This is a genomic window from Mesorhizobium sp. M0052, assembly GCF_040323255.1.
In the GTDB taxonomy this organism is placed as follows: domain Bacteria; phylum Pseudomonadota; class Alphaproteobacteria; order Rhizobiales; family Rhizobiaceae; genus Mesorhizobium.
The window spans coordinates 209585-224769 of record NZ_JAMYUS010000005.1 but is presented as its reverse complement, the minus strand read 5'-3'; the positions used below and the strand labels follow the sequence as shown (position 1 = coordinate 224769).

Genomic DNA, 15185 nt, shown 5'->3' with positions numbered 1-15185 from the left:
CGCGGCTCCGCGAGGGGCCGCGCCCCAGGTTCAAAATCGGAAAAGACCCATGCATGCGAAGGTCACAGCGACGCCGGCGGCGCTTGAACTCATCGCGGAGATAGTCGCCGATCACGGTCCGGTGCTGTTTCATCAATCCGGCGGCTGCTGTGATGGCTCTTCGCCCATGTGCTATCCGCGCGCCGGCTTCATCGTCGGCGACCAGGATGTGCTGCTCGGCCACATCGGCGACGCGCCCTTCTACATCGGGGCGTCGCAATTCGAGGCCTGGAAGCAAACCGATCTCATCATCGACGTGGTGCCTGGTCGCGGCGGCATGTTCTCGCTCGACAATGGACGGGAAAAGCGGTTCCTGACGCGGTCGACGATCTGCGCCGTATAGGCGAAACCTGCCGGTTTTGATTTCGAGCAAGGAAGGCGCCTCAGCAATCTCTACCTTGCGACGATGATCCTCAATCTGCTCATCGGCACCGTCGTCATAAGCCTGACGGTCTTGATTCATACCTTTGGTCTGATCGCCGTCACACACGCGATGGGACACCTGGTCGCCAGGTTTCGCATGCACGGGCGCCGCAGCCGCATCGTCGCGATGATCAGCGTGGTGATGGGGCTCTTTGCCGTTATGACCGCGGAGGTCTGGCTCTGGGCCGGGCTATACCGGTTGCTCGACATCTTCGCCGATTTCGAAACGGCGCTCTATTTTTCGACCATTACCTTTTCGACCGTCGGCTACGGCGACATCGTGCCCGCCCATGCGTGGCGTGTCCTGGCGGCGCTGGAGGGCGTGAACGGGTTCTTGCTGATCGGCTGGTCGACCGCCTATCTGATCGCAGCCGGCACCCGTATAGGGCCGTTCAAGGCTGGCGAGCATTTCTGACAGGGCCAGCGCTCATACCGCTACTGAATGCCTTGCTTTTCCGGTTTCGAAATATCTGTCGAACTTCGCGGCGACGCTTCTGACAAAGGGGCGGATTTCCCTAGGCACGACGAAGCGGTCGCCATCCAGTTCAAGCATGCGCGCAGGATCAAGAAGGGCAGTGGAACTTGCTTTGCTGAGGAGCCTTTGGCCAGCTTCGCCAAAGCGCTCAACCAGATCTATCGCCGAGAAGGCGAAGTCACACATCAGCCGTTCGATGATCCAGCCGCGAGCGCGGTCGTCGTTGGAAAACGCAATGCCACGGACTGAAGCCAGCCCGCCGTCAGCAACCATGCGTCCATATTCGCTGGTAGAAGGCATGTTCTGTACATAACCCTGCCGAAACTGGCTGATGGACGATGGACCCAGGCCGATCAAGGTTTCGCATCGATCCTCGGTGTAGCCCTGAAAGTTCCGGTGCAGAGTGCCGGTTCGGGCCGCTACGGCCAACGCATCGTTAGACCTGGCGAAATGGTCGAAGCCGACGGCTTCATATCCCGCGTTCAGCATAAGACAAGCGGCCAGTTGTGCTTGAGCAAACCGCTCCGCGGGACCGGGCAGCCATGCCTCATCGATCATCGTCTGATGCTTCTTGAACCACGGCACATGGGCGTAGCCAAAAAGCGCTATCCTGTCCGGTTCCAGGGTCAGCGCCTGCGCGACGGTAGAGGAGACGCTCTCCCCCGTCTGGTGCGGCAAGCCGTAGAGCAGGTCCAGATTGACGGATTCGACACCTCGTGAACGAACGCCGTCGACAACCGCTTTGGTTTGCAAAAAACTCTGCTCGCGGTTGATCGCCTTCTGCACCTTCGGATCGAAATCCTGGACGCCGAGGCTCGCGCGGGTCATGCCGATTTCGGCAAGCGCGTCGAGGCGGGCATCGTCCATATCGTTGGGTTCGATTTCGACGCTGATTTTGGCGTCGGGAAGAAATTCGAAACTGTTACGCAGAACGGTTGACAGTGCCACTATATCCTCGGGCTTCAGCATCGTCGGCGAACCACCGCCGAAATGGACGGCACGCACGCGCCCTTTGGCTGCGACAAGACTGGCGACGGTGGCGATCTCTGCATGCAGTGAGCGGAGATAGATCGTCACCGGTTCGTAATGGCGTGTCTGCTTGGTATGGCAGGCACAGAACCAGCAAAGCTTGTCGCAGTAGGGGATGTGCAGATAGAGCGAGATCTCGTCACCACCGCAGAGCGCTTGCAGCCAGCCACGACAAACGGCAGCGTCAACGCCGGGATGGAAATGCGGCGCGGTCGGGTAGCTGGTATAGCGGGGAACGTTCTCACCGAGCTTGGCAACTAATTCTGGCCGCATGTCGCTATCCGATCCCCTTTGCATGGCGCGACACTGATCACATTGGGCGCCTGCGGCCTTGATTTCGGTCAAGGCCCCCGCAGACAAACTGCCGCAAGGCTTTTTTATCCGGCGATGGTAGGTTGCCGGCACATGGAATCCTTTGGAAGATCAAGATGACGGTGCGCCAGGACGTTCACAGTTCCGGCATCCCACTGCTTTGCCAGTCTTGCGAGGCACGACACCGAGGCGTTTGCGGCGCGCTCGATCCCGAGCAATTGGTCGGCCTCGCGAAGACCTCGTCGAAGCACAACGTTGAACCGGGTGTGGAATTGATTGGCGATGCCGAGACCGTCGACAGTTATTCCAATGTACTTTCCGGCGTGGTGAAGCTCACCAAGAGCCTTTCGGATGGACGCCAGCAGATTGTCGGCCTGCAGTTCGCCCCCGATTTCCTGGGGAGGCCCTTCAAGGTGGAAAGCGCGATCAACGCCGAAGCCGCAACCACCGTTTCCCTGTGTTCGTTTCCAAAGGCCGCCATCGAGCGCATGATGAAGGAATCGCCACAGCTCGAGCATCGTCTCTTCAAGCAGACGCTCAATGAACTCGACGAAGCACGAGACTGGATGGTGACGCTGGGGCGCAAGAGTGCTTCGGAAAAGGTGGCGAGCTTTCTCCTGATGATCGCCAGGAACATCGATCCCACGCTGGACCCGGCGGCCCAGTCGACGACCTTTGACCTGCCGCTGACGCGCGCTGATATCGCCGATTTTCTCGGCTTGACGATCGAGACGGTCAGCCGCCAACTGACCAGGTTGCGAACAGACAGCGTGATCCGGATCGACAACAATCGGCACGTGACGGTGGACAACATGGGCCGGCTGGAACGCCGCTCCGGCGCCTAACCGGCATCGACGGCCCCGATCATCGGCAAGACGTGCTCGCGTTCGAAGGCGATATGCCGGCGCAAGCTTTCGAAGAAGCCGCGCAGCATGAAGCCGACAGCCTCGGCGTTCTCAACCGTCTCTCCATGGCCGATCGCCAGCAGGATTTCAGTCACCTCGCCGGCAAAGCATTCGTCCTCCACGTGTTCGGCGCGCAATCGACGAGTTGAAACAAGGTTGGCATCGCTGCCGGTCAAAGCAGCCTCGTAGGCCGGAAAGATCACCGTCTCCTCGTATTGATGAATGTTGCGCAACAGCGGAACGATCGCGTTTGCCGCAGCCAGGCATGCCAGGCTATCGACCCTGGGCAGGGTGTCGGCTATTCTTTCCAAGGCATCGCAGAGCTGCAGCTTTTCCAGATGCGCACGTTTCATGAGCGCCGCCGGGACCGCTTCTCTGCCAGATCGAACTGTCGGTATCGACCTGTCGCGGCTCGGTTCGAACAGCGACGATCGCAGCTCCCTCTCCCTGTTCAAAGACAGTCTCCTGATCGTTTGCGCGAGCGACGCTGCCCAATCCAAAAGCAAATGGCTTTGACATGGATCAATGCGGCGATGAGGCGACTGCTGAATTGCTGTCCCGGCGGATTGGCGTCCGCGCATCGGAATCCGACGTCGGGGACAAGTCATGAAGTTCGGCACGCAAATCTTCGCTTTGGCCCTTTTTACATTTGCGGCTCTCGTGGCCGCCGGTTTCGGTGTGGACGCACCTTTCCGGCAGCATATGTGGGTGCTGTTCTTCGTGCTGCTCGGTTTTGTCGCCATCCTCATCCGCAACACGAATTTCGAAGTACCCGCTCCGATCGACCCCTCCGCCTACATGGACGGGCCAATCCGCTACGGCGCCATCGCCACCATGTTTTGGGGCGTCGTCGGCATGCTGGTCGGCGTGGTCATCGCGCTGCAGCTCGCCTACCCCGATCTCAACATCCAGCCCTGGTTCAACTTCGGCCGTTTACGGCCATTGCATACGTCGGGCGTCGTCTTCGCCTTCGGCGGCAATGCGTTGCTTTGCACGTCACTTTACGTCGTGCAACGAACCTGCCGCGCCCGGCTGTTTGGCGGCGATCTCGCCTGGTTCGTGTTCTGGGGCTACCAACTCTTCATCGTCATGGCCGCGACCGGATACCTGCTCGGCATCACCGAAAGCCGCGAATACGCAGAGCCCGAATGGTATGTGGACATCTGGCTGACCATCGTCTGGGTCGCCTATCTCATCCTGTTCCTCGGCACGATCTTGAAGCGCAAGGAACCGCATATCTACGTCGCCAACTGGTTCTACCTGTCCTTCATCGTGACCATCGCGATGCTGCATGTGGTCAACAACCTGTCGATGCCGGCCTCCTTCCTCGGCTCCAAGAGCTATTCAGCCTTTTCCGGTGTCCAGGACGCCTTGACGCAGTGGTGGTATGGCCACAACGCCGTCGGCTTCTTCCTGACAGCCGGCTTCCTCGGCATGATGTATTATTTCGTGCCCAAGCAGGCGAACCGGCCGGTCTATTCCTACCGCCTGTCGATCATCCACTTCTGGGCGATCATCTTCCTCTACATCTGGGCCGGGCCGCATCACCTGCACTACACCGCTTTGCCCGACTGGGCGCAGACGCTTGGCATGGTGTTTTCGATCATGCTGTGGATGCCATCCTGGGGCGGCATGATCAACGGCCTGATGACGCTGTCCGGCGCCTGGGACAAGCTGCGCACCGATCCGATCATCCGCATGATGGTGATGGCCATCGCTTTCTACGGCATGTCGACCTTCGAAGGCCCGATGATGTCGATCAAGACAGTCAACTCACTGTCGCACTATACCGACTGGACCATCGGCCATGTCCATTCGGGCGCCCTCGGCTGGGTCGGCATGATCTCGTTCGGCGCGCTCTATTACATGGTGCCGAAGCTGTGGAACCGTCAACGCCTCTATTCGCTGCGGCTGGTCACCTGGCACTTCTGGCTGGCGACACTTGGCATCGTTGTCTACGCCGCGGTGATGTGGGTGTCCGGCATCATGCAGGGCCTGATGTGGCGCGAATACGACGAGCAGGGTTTCCTGGTCTACTCCTTCGCCGAAACCGTGGCCGCCATGCACCCCTACTATGTGATGCGCGCCATCGGCGGGGCCATGTACCTCTCCGGCGCCCTGATCATGGCCTGGAACATCGCCATGACCATCCTCGGCTACCAGCGCGAAGAACAACCGATGCCGGGCGCCCTGCCCGTCCTGCAGCCTGCCGAATAAGGAGCCAGACAATGGGCTTGATGGACAAACACGCGCTGATCGAGAAGAACGCTACGCTTCTTCTCGTTGGCTCCCTTCTTGTGGTGACGGTCGGCGGCATCGTCGAGATCGCGCCGCTCTTCTATCTCGACAATACGATAGAGAAGGTTGAAGGCATGCGGCCCTATTCGCCGCTGGAGCTCGTCGGGCGCAACATCTATGTGCGCGAGGGCTGTTACCTCTGCCACAGCCAGATGATCAGGCCGTTCCGCGACGAAGTCGAGCGCTACGGCCATTACAGCCTGGCGGCTGAGTCGATGTATGATCATCCCTTCCAGTGGGGATCGAAGCGCACGGGACCGGATCTCGCCCGCGTCGGCGACCGCTATTCCAATCTATGGCATGTCGAGCACCTGACGGATCCACGGTCCGTGGTGCCGGAATCGATCATGCCGAGCTATGCGTTCCTGAAGGATACGCCGATCGCGGTGAAGGACTTCTCGACGCATCTGGTTGCCAACCGGCGTGTCGGCGTCCCTTACTCCGATGACATGGTCGCGAACGCCAATGCCGATTTGATGGCGCAGGCCGACCCGGCCGCAGATACGTCCGGCCTCGAGGCCCGCTACCCCAAGGCCAAGATCGGCGACTTCGACGGCAACCCGCAGCAGGTGACGGAGATGGATGCGCTGGTCGCCTATCTGCAGATGCTTGGCACGCTGGTCGATTTCAAGAATTACGACGAGGCCGCCGGCTACCGCTGAGGAGTTTTATCGATGGATTACAATTTGATGCGGGCGTTCGCTGACAGCTGGGGTCTGGTCGCCATGGCGCTGTTCTTTGTCGGCGCGATCGCCTTCGCCCTACGCCCTGGCAGCCGCAAGCTGGCCGATGAAGCTGCCCGGATTCCCCTTGAGGACGAGTGATCATGAGCGACAAGCACATCGATGAAATCTCCGGCGTTGCGACCACCGGTCATGAGTGGGACGGCATCCGGGAACTCAACAACCCGCTTCCGCGCTGGTGGGTCTGGACCTTCTACATCACCATTGTCTGGGCGATCGGATACACCATCGCTTATCCGGCATGGCCTTTGCTGCATTCGGCAACCAAGGGCGTACTCAGCTATTCCAGCCGCAATGAGGTTGGGAACGAACTTGCAGCGGCTGAAGCGGCCAAGGGCAAATATGTCGCCGCGATAGACTCGAAAAGTGTTTCGGAAATCGCCTCGGACGATACGCTGCGTGAATTCGCCGTCGCCGCCGGCGGCGCCGCGTTCAAGCTCAATTGCGTTCAGTGCCACGGTTCCGGCGCCCAGGGCTCCAAGGGCTTCCCCAACCTAAATGACGACGACTGGCTGTGGGGCGGCAAGGCGGACCAGATCCAGCAAACGATCACGCATGGCATACGCTTTGCGTCCGATGCCGATACGCGCCTGTCGGAGATGCCAGCCTTTGGCGAGATCATCAGCGCCGACCAGATCAAACAGGTCAGCGCCTATATTGCCAGCCTGTCCCAAACCGTCAGCGATCAAGCGCTGGTGGCGCCCGGCGCCAAGGTTTTTGCCGAAAACTGCGTCGCCTGTCATGGCGACAATGCGAAAGGCAACAAAGAACTCGGCGCTCCAGATCTGACCGATGCCATCTGGCTCTACGGATCGGGCGAAGCAGCCATCGCCGCCCAGGTCACCGCACCGAAACAGGGCGTGATGCCGGCCTGGGGTGCGCGCCTGGGTGAAACCAGGGTCAAGGAGCTGGCCGTCTACGTGCATTCGCTAGGCGGTGGAGAATAGGACTGGGGGTCTATTCTCCGGCCCTCACCGCCCAAGCGACGAGGCCCGGCTCTGCCGGGCCTCGATCTGCTTACGTGTTATCGGCGATTGACCTGCATCAACGCGGCGCGATCCAGTCGGCGGCACAATCCACTCGACGCTGTATTTCGCTGACCTGTCTGCACCCAGTCAGGTCACGTGCCCGGCGAAATCACGAGTTGCGCGACGGGAGAAACCGGTGCTGGACAATACGCAGGTAGAACGGCTCGAGGCTGAGGCGGTCAACTCCGCCAAAGTGCGACAGCCAATGTATGCCGCGCGCAAGAAGATCTTCCCCAAGCGAGCCTCGGGCAGCTTTCGCCAGTTCAAATGGCTGGTGATGGCGGTTACGCTCGGCATCTACTATCTAACGCCCTGGCTGCGCTGGGACCGCGGACCGTTTGCCCCGGATCAGGCCGTGCTGCTCGATGTCGCCAACCGGCGTTTCTACTTCTTCTTCATCGAGATATGGCCGCAGGAATTCTACTTTGTTGCCGGCCTCTTGGTCATGGCCGGCGTCGGTCTTTTCCTGATCACGTCGACGGTCGGCCGTGCCTGGTGCGGCTACACATGCCCGCAGACCGTGTGGGTCGATCTCTTTCTGGTGGTCGAGCGGGCTCTCGAAGGTGATCGCAACGCTCGCATGAAACTCGATGCCGGCCCCTGGACCAGCCGCAAGGTGGTGCTGCGTGTATCAAAGCACCTCATCTGGCTGGTCATAGGGGCGTTGACCGGTGGCGCCTGGATCTTCTATTTCGCCGACGCGCCAACGCTGCTCGGCGAACTCTTCACCGGCACAGCAGCCCCCGTCGCCTATATCACCGTCGCCGTGCTGACAGCGACGACCTACACGTTCGGCGGGCTGATGCGTGAGCAGGTCTGCACCTATATGTGTCCATGGCCGCGCATCCAGGCGGCCATGCTCGACGAAAATTCGCTCACCGTCACCTACAATGACTGGCGCGGCGAACCGCGCATGCGTCACGCCAAGAAGGTTCAGGCCGCAGGGCAACCAGTCGGCGATTGCGTCGACTGCAATGCCTGCGTCGCTGTCTGCCCGATGGGGATCGACATTCGCGACGGCCAGCAGCTCGAATGCATAACCTGCGCACTCTGCATCGACGCCTGCGACGGCGTCATGGACAAGCTTGGCAAGGAGCGTGGGTTGATCTCCTACGCGACGCTCTCCGACTACAACGCCAACATGATGCTGGCGACCGCAGGCGGCGCCTGTTCGGTCAACCCGTCATTGGTCAGGACGGATGACGGCCTGTTTTCGGACAGGGTGGCGCATTTCCATATCCGAAAGATCTTCCGGCCACGCACCTATGTCTACATGGCCATGTGGTCGCTGATCGGCCTGGGTCTGCTCTTTTCGCTGCTCACGCGCGACCGGCTCGAAATCAACGTCTTGCACGACCGCAATCCGCAATTCGTGACGCTGTCGGACGGCTCAATCCGTAATGGCTACACCGTCAAGCTTTTGAATATGATCCCCGAGCCAAGAACGATCGTCGTCGCCCTTGGGGGTTTGCCGGGCGCAGAAATGAGCATCGTTGGCGTCGACCTGCCGGCCGCCCGCTCGTTCGCGGTCCAGGTTGAACCGGACCGGCTGAAGATGCTGAAAATTTTCGTGCGCCTGCCTGCAGATCAGATCCACGACGAAGCGCAGACCTTCACATTCCGGGTCGAAGACAAGGTGAGCTTCGAGTCCAACGAATATACAGCCACCTTCAACGCGCCGGAGATCGCCAGATGAGCGCCACCACGCGAAAGCCACGCGAATTCACCGGCAGGCACATGCTGGCCATCATCCTTGCCTTTTTCGGCGTGGTCATCGCGGTCAACCTGACGATGTCGACGCTTGCCAGCACAAGCTGGACCGGCCTTGTCGTCGAGAACACCTATGTGGCCAGCCAGCAATTCAACAAGAAAGCCGAGGAAGGGCGCGCGCAAGCAGCCCTCGGCTGGACCGGCAAGCTGACCATTGCATGGGGCGAAGTCCGCTATGGCCTCACCGACGGCGCAGGCAAGCCGGTTCCCTTGCATGGCGTGAAGGTGCTGTTTCGCCATCCCGCCTACGAGAAGGAGGACGAGTCCGTCACGCTCGCCCTCGCCTCGGGCCAGGAGTTTACAGCACAGCACATGCCAAGGGACGGTGTGTGGATCGTCGAAATCGACGCCGATGCCGGCCTGGCCAGACCGTATCGCGACGTGCGCAGGATCATGATCTCCCATGGAGCGCTGCAATGAGCTGTTGTGCACCCGGTGCTGAAATGGCGTTGGATCTCCACACCGACACATCCGTCCTGCCGTCCAGCCAGGAAATCAGGCTGGCCAGCCGATCGCTTGGCGATGATCTCCATCAAACCGATCTGTCGGTACCGACGGTTCATTGCGGCGCCTGCATCCAGACCATCGAAACGGCGTTGGGAAAACTTGATCACGTCGAGGCCGCTCGCGTCAACCTGTCAACCAAGCGGGTCTCGGTCCGCTGGCGCGGGGATGAAGTCCCGCCTTTTGTCACTGTGCTCGAGCGCCTGGGCTACCAGGCGCATCTGTTCGAAGCCGACACCGATGCGAAGGACAAGACGCTTTCGGAGCTCATCCGCGCCGTCGCCGTCGCCGGTTTCGCGGCGGGCAACATCATGCTGCTTTCGGTATCGGTCTGGTCCGGCGCCGAAGGCGCGACCCGCGACCTGTTCCACTGGGTCTCCGCACTGATCGCCATTCCCGCCCTCGCCTTCGCCGGCGGTATCTTCTTCAAGTCGGCATGGAATGCGCTGCGCCATGGCCGCATGAATATGGACGTGCCGATCGCCGTCGGCGTGTCGCTGGCCTACGCCATGAGCCTCTACGAGACGGTCACCCATGGCGACCACGCCTATTTCGACGCGTCGGTGTCGCTGCTGTTTTTCCTTCTGATCGGCCGCACGCTGGATCACGTGATGCGCGAACGCGCCCGCACCGCGGTCAAAGGCCTCTCACAACTCGCCGCGCGCGGCGCCATGGTGCTGCGCAGCGACGGAGCACGCGACTATCTGCCGGTGAGCGAGATCGAACCGGGCATGCTGTTGCTGATCGCGGCCGGCGAAAGGGTCCCCGTCGATGGCAAGATCGCGCGCGGGACATCGGATATCGACTGCTCCCTGGTGTCGGGCGAGAGCACACCCAGAAACGTGGCGCCGGAAGATTGCGTGCAGGCCGGCGTCCTCAACCTTACCGGCCCACTGACGATAGAGGCCACTGCCGCCGCCAAGGATTCGTTCCTGGCGGAAATGGTTCGGCTGATGGAAGCCGCCGAGGGCAGTCGTGGGGGCTATCGCCGGATCGCCGACCGCGTTTCAGCGCTCTATGCGCCGGTGGTGCATCTCACCGCCTTCCTGACGTTCCTTGGCTGGATGGCGGCAACCGGCGACTGGCACCGGGCAATGACAATCGCCATCGCCGTCCTCATCATCACATGCCCTTGCGCACTCGGCCTCGCCGTGCCGATCGTTCAGGTGGTCGCCGCGCGGCGCCTGTTCGAACAGGGCATCATGGTCAAGGATGGCTCGGCCATGGAACGATTGGCAACGATTGATATCGCCGTGTTCGACAAGACCGGAACGCTCACTTTGGGTCAGCCGCGGCTCGTCAATGCGACCTCTCTTGATCCGACCATGCTGGCGATTGCAGCCGGAATGGCTGCACATTCGCGTCATCCGTTCTCAAAGGCCATCTCCGATTTTGTTGCTCCTGGCGGGCTACACACATTCGATGCCGTCAGCGAGCATCCCGGGTTCGGAATCGAAGCCACTGAAACTGGAATCACCTGGCGACTGGGCCGGCGCGGATGGGCTGGATGGAAGGCGCGGACTGGCGGCGAAGGCAAGCATGGTTATGGCGGAACGGTTCTGACACGGAACGGGCTGATTGTTGCAACCTTCGCGTTCGATGATGCGCTGCGTGCCGACGCCAGGGCTGCCGTCCAGCAGTTGGAGGATGCCGGAATAGCGGTGGGAATGCTGTCGGGCGATACCGCTCATGCCTGCCAGGAAGTCGCGGAAAGGCTGGGCGTCGGGGACGTCGTCCCTTGCCTGCTGCCATCCGGCAAGGTTGAAAGGATCGAGTCCCTTAGACATGATGGACATAAGGTCTTGATGGTTGGCGATGGTCTCAACGATACGCCTGCACTGAGCGCGGCACATGTCTCGATCGCACCCGCCACCGCCGCCGACATTGGCCGCAATGCAGCCGATTTCGTTTTTCTGCGCGAAAGCCTCTTGGCGGTCCCACTGGCGCTAGACGTCTCGCGCAAGGCGGGAAGCCTGATCCGACAGAACATAGCAATTGCGGTCGTTTACAACGCTGTGGCTGTGCCCATCGCCATTCTCGGCCATGTTACTCCTCTTGTCGCGGCGGTTGCGATGTCTGCCTCGTCGTTGCTTGTGATTGGAAATGCCATGCGCCTGCAAGGCTTCGCAACGGGTGCGTCGTCCGCAATTGCGCGGCAGGACAGGCCCACGCGGGCCGGCGCCTTGGCCGAATCCTCATGACGACGCTCGTCTACCTCATCCCGGTCGCCCTCTTCCTTGGCGCGCTAGGCCTGGGCGGGTTCCTGTGGGCGTTGAGAAGCGGCCAGTACGATGATCTCGATGGCGCTGCGGAGCGCATTTTAATCGACCGCGACGACGGCGCGGAGAATGCTCCTCGCTCCAAGTGACTCAGATCAAAGCGCTGCGGGTCGGGATGTCCCATCGTCGGCCGACGTAAGATCAGGAGGGTAAGGATGCGAGCCGAAGCCATCATGACGAAAGCAGTCATCACGACGGATGCGAACGCGACGATCGCCGAAGCGGCCGAGCTCATGCTTTCAAACAAAGTCAGCTGCCTCCCGGTAACCGACAGCGACGGTGCCCTGGTTGGCATTGTAAGCAAAAGCGACTTCTTGCGCCGGGAGGAACTTGGGACCCAGCGTGTGCGTCCGCGCTGGCTGGAGTTTGATCTTGGCCCGGGCACAGTCGCCCAAGACTATGCGCGCTCGAACGGACGGATCATCCATGAGGTGATGACCACAGCCGTCATTTCGGCGCCTCCAGGCGCCTCGATTGCACAGATTGTCAACTTGATGATGCAACACCGCATCAACAATGTGCCGATTGTCGATCGGGACAGGGTCGTCGGCATCATCACGCGAACTGATTTGCTGCCTGTCCTGATCCGCGCCATGCCGAAACAGGGCACCACGCCACCCGATGACGACCTGATCCGCAAGGCCATACTTGCCGAGCTGCAGGGACAATCGTGGGGCGGCGGTGACTTGATTGATGTAAGGGTCAGCGACGGCGTCGTCGAACTGACCGGGGCGATTGTCGACGAGCGTCAACGGAAAGCCGCGATCGTTGCGGCGGAGAACGTTGCCGGCGTCGGACAAGTCAAGGACAGCCTCTTCCTCCGTACAGATCCGCTCTCGGTGATGGTTTCATAGCTGCGAAAAAAGCGGGGACGCAAAGCAGAGTCCCTTTGGGTTCTGCTCCCTTCCCACATCACTTGGACATGATGCCGTCGGCGAGTTCCTCCGGCGTATAGCGCCCTTCATGCTTGGCGAGCACGCTGTCAGCAGCGAAGACGCCCGTCCTTACGGAAAGGCGATGGCCGTTGCCCTTTCTTGGTGGGATTGGGCACCGAACGAATTCCGATCTGTCTGTAAGGCAATGGCGGCCGCTGATCGTCAGAGAGCCGCCAGTGACTGCGCACGCTTGCAGATAACTGCTACACCAAACTGCTGCATCTCAAACTTGGCGCACAAGATTGCCGCAGTCCGAGGCTGTTGTTGCTCCAATTAACACTCACTAATTTGCTCCAGCGCAAAGAAACGCTGCGTCAGGTCAGTTACCTTCTGCTCATCCGCAACGGTAGAGATAGGAGATTGATATGATCACGCGACGCGAAGCCCTCTTCGGAGCAGCGATTGGCGCTGCCGCCGTGGCGGCACTGCCCGCACTGTCGGCAACGGTGACGAAAGCAGACATTCGAGGACTTCCCCGCGACAAGGTCAAGCTCGTGGCACCGCCTTTTGTGCATCCGCACGACCAGATCGCCAAAGGCGGTCCGAAGGTCGTCGAATTCACCATGACGATCGAGGAGAAACCGATGGTCATCGACGCCGACGGGACGCAGCTCAATGCAATGACTTATAACGGCTCGATCCCGGGCCCGCTGATGGTCGTCCACCAGGACGATTATGTCGAACTGACGCTCATCAATCCGGACACCAACTCGCTAGCCCACAACATCGATTTTCACGCAGCGACGGGTGCGCTGGGCGGCGGCGCCCTCACCTTGATCAATCCGGGCGAACAGGTGACGCTGCGCTTCAAGGCAACCCGAACGGGAACGTTCGTCTATCACTGTGCCCCCGGCGGACCGATGATCCCGTGGCATGTCGTCTCCGGCATGAACGGCGCCATCATGGTGCTGCCGCGCGACGGGCTCAGGAACGACAACGGCGAGCCGGTCAAATACGACAAGATCTTCTATATCGGCGAGAGCGACTTCTATATTCCGCGCGATGAGAAGGGCAATTACAAGAGCTATGAATCGGCAGGCGACGGCTACGACGACATCGTCAAGGTCATGCGCGGGCTGATCCCGACGCATGTGGTGTTCAACGGCAGGGCCGGTTCGCTGACCGGCGACAACGCCATGAAGGCGAAGGTCGGCGAGACCGTGTTGATCGTCCATTCGCAGGCCAACCGCGATACGCGGCCGCATCTGATCGGTGGTCACGGCGACTATGTCTGGGAACAGGGCAAATTCGCCAACCCGCCGGCCAAGGATCTGGAAACCTGGTTCATCCGCGGCGGCTCGGCGGGGTCGGCGCTCTATACGTTCCTGCAGCCCGGCGTCTACGCCTACGTCAATCACAATCTCATCGAGGCCGTGGAACTTGGCGCGACCGCTCACTTCATGATCGACGGCGAGTGGAATGATGATTTGATGACCCAGGTCGAGGCGCCGAAACCCATCGCCACCAACTGACGGCACTCCAAATTGCCCGGACAGCGTCGCTGTCCGGGCACGGACAACAGCCATGTCTCGTTACATCCTGAAGATTCTCGCGGTCGCGATGGCGGCTACTTCTGTGCCGGTGGGTCTGTCGATAAAGGCGGCCAGTTGGGACCGGCAGCCTCACTCCCCAGCTGCCACGACGACCTTGCAGTCCGGCTCCATAATCTATCCGACGCCTGGCGAGTTCCTGAAGGACGGCCGCCCGCAAGGTAATCCCCGCCTCAAGCGCCAGCTCAACAAACCGCTCGAAATCATGACCTATCAGGTCAGCGCTGACGACTATGCGGACTGCGTGTCGGCCGGAACCTGTCAGCCGGCACAGGAGACGCACGCAATCCCGAGCAATGCTCCCGTAACCGGCGTGAGCTATCTCGATGCGAATGCCTACGCCCGGTGGTATTCGCAAGCGACCGGTGACGACTGGCGATTGCCGTCCGACGAGGAATGGGCGTTTGCCGCGGCGGAACGGTTCGCAGGCGAGTTCGAGGGTGTCGAAAACGACGCCAGCAACCCCGCCAGACGTTGGCTCACCAGCTACAAAGCCGAGGTGGACCTCAATCGCAAACCGGACCCGCTGCCCAGGAGCCGTGGCTCTTTTGGTTTCAATTCCCTGGGCCTCGCCGACTTTTCCGGCAACGTCTGGGAGTGGACTTCGACCTGCTATGTCCGCACCACATTGGCTGAGGATGGAAACGGCGTCGCGAGTTCGGTCGACAATTGCGGCGTCCACGTCCTTGAAGGGCTTCACAGAGCCTACATATCGAACTTCGTCAGCGACGGAAAAAGCGGCGGCTGTGCCGTTGGTACCCCTCCCGACAATCTGGGTTTCAGGCTGGTCCGGGACCATCGGGGGTGGGCGAACCGTTTCCTCGGCTATCTCGGCATTGCGTGACAAATCAGAAGCGGCTTTTCCATTCGCGTTTGGACAGTCGCCTGCTCCCCT

General features: G+C 60.7%; 16 protein-coding genes. 14 read left to right on the top strand and 2 right to left on the bottom strand.

Annotated elements, in window-relative coordinates:
* Positions 1-49: 49 nt before the first annotated feature.
* Both NKJ77_RS08595 and NKJ77_RS08590 read left to right on the top strand, forming a co-directional pair.
* Entirely contained in the window at positions 50-382 is a 333-nt protein-coding gene (locus tag NKJ77_RS08595) for a DUF779 domain-containing protein (RefSeq protein WP_352534914.1), read from the top strand.
* Between the two features lie 63 nt (positions 383-445).
* Positions 446-877: a potassium channel family protein gene (locus NKJ77_RS08590; protein ID WP_352534912.1), complete on the top strand. Its 432-nt coding sequence runs from the start codon at positions 446-448 to the stop codon at positions 875-877.
* A gap of 12 nt (positions 878-889) precedes the next feature.
* On the opposite strand, the gene hemN is transcribed toward NKJ77_RS08590, so the two are convergent.
* The gene (hemN, locus tag NKJ77_RS08585; RefSeq protein WP_352534967.1) at positions 890-2239 is read right to left on the bottom strand and encodes an oxygen-independent coproporphyrinogen III oxidase; all 1350 of its coding nucleotides are present in this window, start codon (positions 2237-2239) and stop codon (positions 890-892) included.
* Between the two features lie 155 nt (positions 2240-2394).
* Here hemN and NKJ77_RS08580 point away from each other — a divergent pair, with 155 nt between their 5' ends.
* Positions 2395-3123, top strand: coding sequence for a Crp/Fnr family transcriptional regulator (locus NKJ77_RS08580; protein ID WP_352534910.1), 729 nt, complete (start codon positions 2395-2397; stop codon positions 3121-3123).
* Here NKJ77_RS08580 and NKJ77_RS08575 read toward each other — a convergent pair.
* Entirely contained in the window at positions 3120-3536 is a 417-nt protein-coding gene (locus NKJ77_RS08575) for a hemerythrin domain-containing protein (protein WP_352534965.1), read from the bottom strand. The two genes, NKJ77_RS08580 and NKJ77_RS08575, sit on opposite strands and share 4 nt — an antisense overlap.
* A 253-nt stretch (positions 3537-3789) precedes the next feature.
* On the opposite strand from NKJ77_RS08575, the gene ccoN reads away from it, so the two are divergent.
* The 11 genes from ccoN (at position 3790) to NKJ77_RS08520 (ending at position 15134) form a co-directional block, all read left to right on the top strand.
* Complete coding sequence (gene ccoN, locus NKJ77_RS08570) at positions 3790-5400, top strand: cytochrome-c oxidase, cbb3-type subunit I (protein WP_352534908.1); 1611 nt, start codon at positions 3790-3792, stop codon at positions 5398-5400.
* An 11-nt stretch (positions 5401-5411) separates the two neighbouring features.
* Positions 5412-6143, top strand: coding sequence for a cytochrome-c oxidase, cbb3-type subunit II (gene ccoO, locus NKJ77_RS08565; RefSeq protein WP_352534906.1), 732 nt, complete (start codon positions 5412-5414; stop codon positions 6141-6143).
* A 12-nt stretch (positions 6144-6155) separates the two neighbouring features.
* Positions 6156-6305 carry a cbb3-type cytochrome c oxidase subunit 3 gene (locus tag NKJ77_RS08560; RefSeq protein ID WP_352534904.1) on the top strand — a complete coding sequence of 50 codons (150 nt, stop codon included), beginning with the start codon at positions 6156-6158 and terminating at the stop codon, positions 6303-6305.
* A 2-nt stretch (positions 6306-6307) separates the two neighbouring features.
* The gene (gene ccoP / locus NKJ77_RS08555) at positions 6308-7171 is read left to right on the top strand and encodes a cytochrome-c oxidase, cbb3-type subunit III (protein ID WP_352534902.1); all 864 of its coding nucleotides are present in this window, start codon (positions 6308-6310) and stop codon (positions 7169-7171) included.
* A 217-nt stretch (positions 7172-7388) separates the two neighbouring features.
* Positions 7389-8948 (top strand): cytochrome c oxidase accessory protein CcoG, encoded by a 1560-nt coding sequence (gene ccoG / locus NKJ77_RS08550; protein ID WP_352534900.1) that lies wholly within the window; start codon positions 7389-7391, stop codon positions 8946-8948.
* A complete protein-coding gene (locus NKJ77_RS08545; RefSeq protein ID WP_352534898.1) occupies positions 8945-9442 on the top strand; it encodes a FixH family protein in 498 nt (165 codons plus the stop codon). The genes ccoG and NKJ77_RS08545 overlap by 4 nt, the downstream gene beginning before the upstream one ends.
* A complete protein-coding gene (locus NKJ77_RS08540) occupies positions 9439-11727 on the top strand; it encodes a cation-translocating P-type ATPase (protein WP_352534896.1) in 2289 nt (762 codons plus the stop codon). The genes NKJ77_RS08545 and NKJ77_RS08540 overlap by 4 nt, the downstream gene beginning before the upstream one ends.
* A complete protein-coding gene (gene ccoS / locus NKJ77_RS08535; protein WP_352534894.1) occupies positions 11724-11894 on the top strand; it encodes a cbb3-type cytochrome oxidase assembly protein CcoS in 171 nt (56 codons plus the stop codon). Before NKJ77_RS08540 ends, ccoS begins: the two co-directional genes overlap by 4 nt.
* A 66-nt stretch (positions 11895-11960) precedes the next feature.
* Entirely contained in the window at positions 11961-12659 is a 699-nt protein-coding gene (locus NKJ77_RS08530; protein ID WP_352534892.1) for a CBS domain-containing protein, read from the top strand.
* Between the two features lie 446 nt (positions 12660-13105).
* A complete protein-coding gene (nirK, locus tag NKJ77_RS08525) occupies positions 13106-14212 on the top strand; it encodes a copper-containing nitrite reductase (RefSeq protein WP_352534890.1) in 1107 nt (368 codons plus the stop codon).
* A 52-nt stretch (positions 14213-14264) separates the two neighbouring features.
* A complete protein-coding gene (locus NKJ77_RS08520) occupies positions 14265-15134 on the top strand; it encodes an SUMF1/EgtB/PvdO family nonheme iron enzyme (protein WP_352534888.1) in 870 nt (289 codons plus the stop codon).
* Positions 15135-15185: the final 51 nt, after the last annotated feature.

Bases quoted from the DNA above. Each gene is read 5' to 3' on its own strand.
- NKJ77_RS08590 (WP_352534912.1), top strand. From the start codon at position 446: ATGATCCTCAATCTGCTCATCGGCACCGTCGTCATAAGCCTGACGGTC.
- NKJ77_RS08540 (WP_352534896.1), top strand. From the start codon at position 9,439: ATGAGCTGTTGTGCACCCGGTGCTGAAATGGCGTTGGATCTCCACACC.
- NKJ77_RS08530 (WP_352534892.1), top strand. From the start codon at position 11,961: ATGCGAGCCGAAGCCATCATGACGAAAGCAGTCATCACGACGGATGCG.
- NKJ77_RS08595 (WP_352534914.1), top strand. From the start codon at position 50: ATGCATGCGAAGGTCACAGCGACGCCGGCGGCGCTTGAACTCATCGCG.
- nirK (WP_352534890.1), top strand. From the start codon at position 13,106: ATGATCACGCGACGCGAAGCCCTCTTCGGAGCAGCGATTGGCGCTGCC.
- ccoP (WP_352534902.1), top strand. From the start codon at position 6,308: ATGAGCGACAAGCACATCGATGAAATCTCCGGCGTTGCGACCACCGGT.
- NKJ77_RS08575 (WP_352534965.1), bottom strand. From the start codon at position 3,536: ATGAAACGTGCGCATCTGGAAAAGCTGCAGCTCTGCGATGCCTTGGAA.
- hemN (WP_352534967.1), bottom strand. From the start codon at position 2,239: ATGCGGCCAGAATTAGTTGCCAAGCTCGGTGAGAACGTTCCCCGCTAT.
- NKJ77_RS08545 (WP_352534898.1), top strand. From the start codon at position 8,945: ATGAGCGCCACCACGCGAAAGCCACGCGAATTCACCGGCAGGCACATG.
- NKJ77_RS08520 (WP_352534888.1), top strand. From the start codon at position 14,265: ATGTCTCGTTACATCCTGAAGATTCTCGCGGTCGCGATGGCGGCTACT.
- NKJ77_RS08580 (WP_352534910.1), top strand. From the start codon at position 2,395: ATGACGGTGCGCCAGGACGTTCACAGTTCCGGCATCCCACTGCTTTGC.
- NKJ77_RS08560 (WP_352534904.1), top strand. From the start codon at position 6,156: ATGGATTACAATTTGATGCGGGCGTTCGCTGACAGCTGGGGTCTGGTC.
- ccoO (WP_352534906.1), top strand. From the start codon at position 5,412: ATGGGCTTGATGGACAAACACGCGCTGATCGAGAAGAACGCTACGCTT.
- ccoS (WP_352534894.1), top strand. From the start codon at position 11,724: ATGACGACGCTCGTCTACCTCATCCCGGTCGCCCTCTTCCTTGGCGCG.
- ccoN (WP_352534908.1), top strand. From the start codon at position 3,790: ATGAAGTTCGGCACGCAAATCTTCGCTTTGGCCCTTTTTACATTTGCG.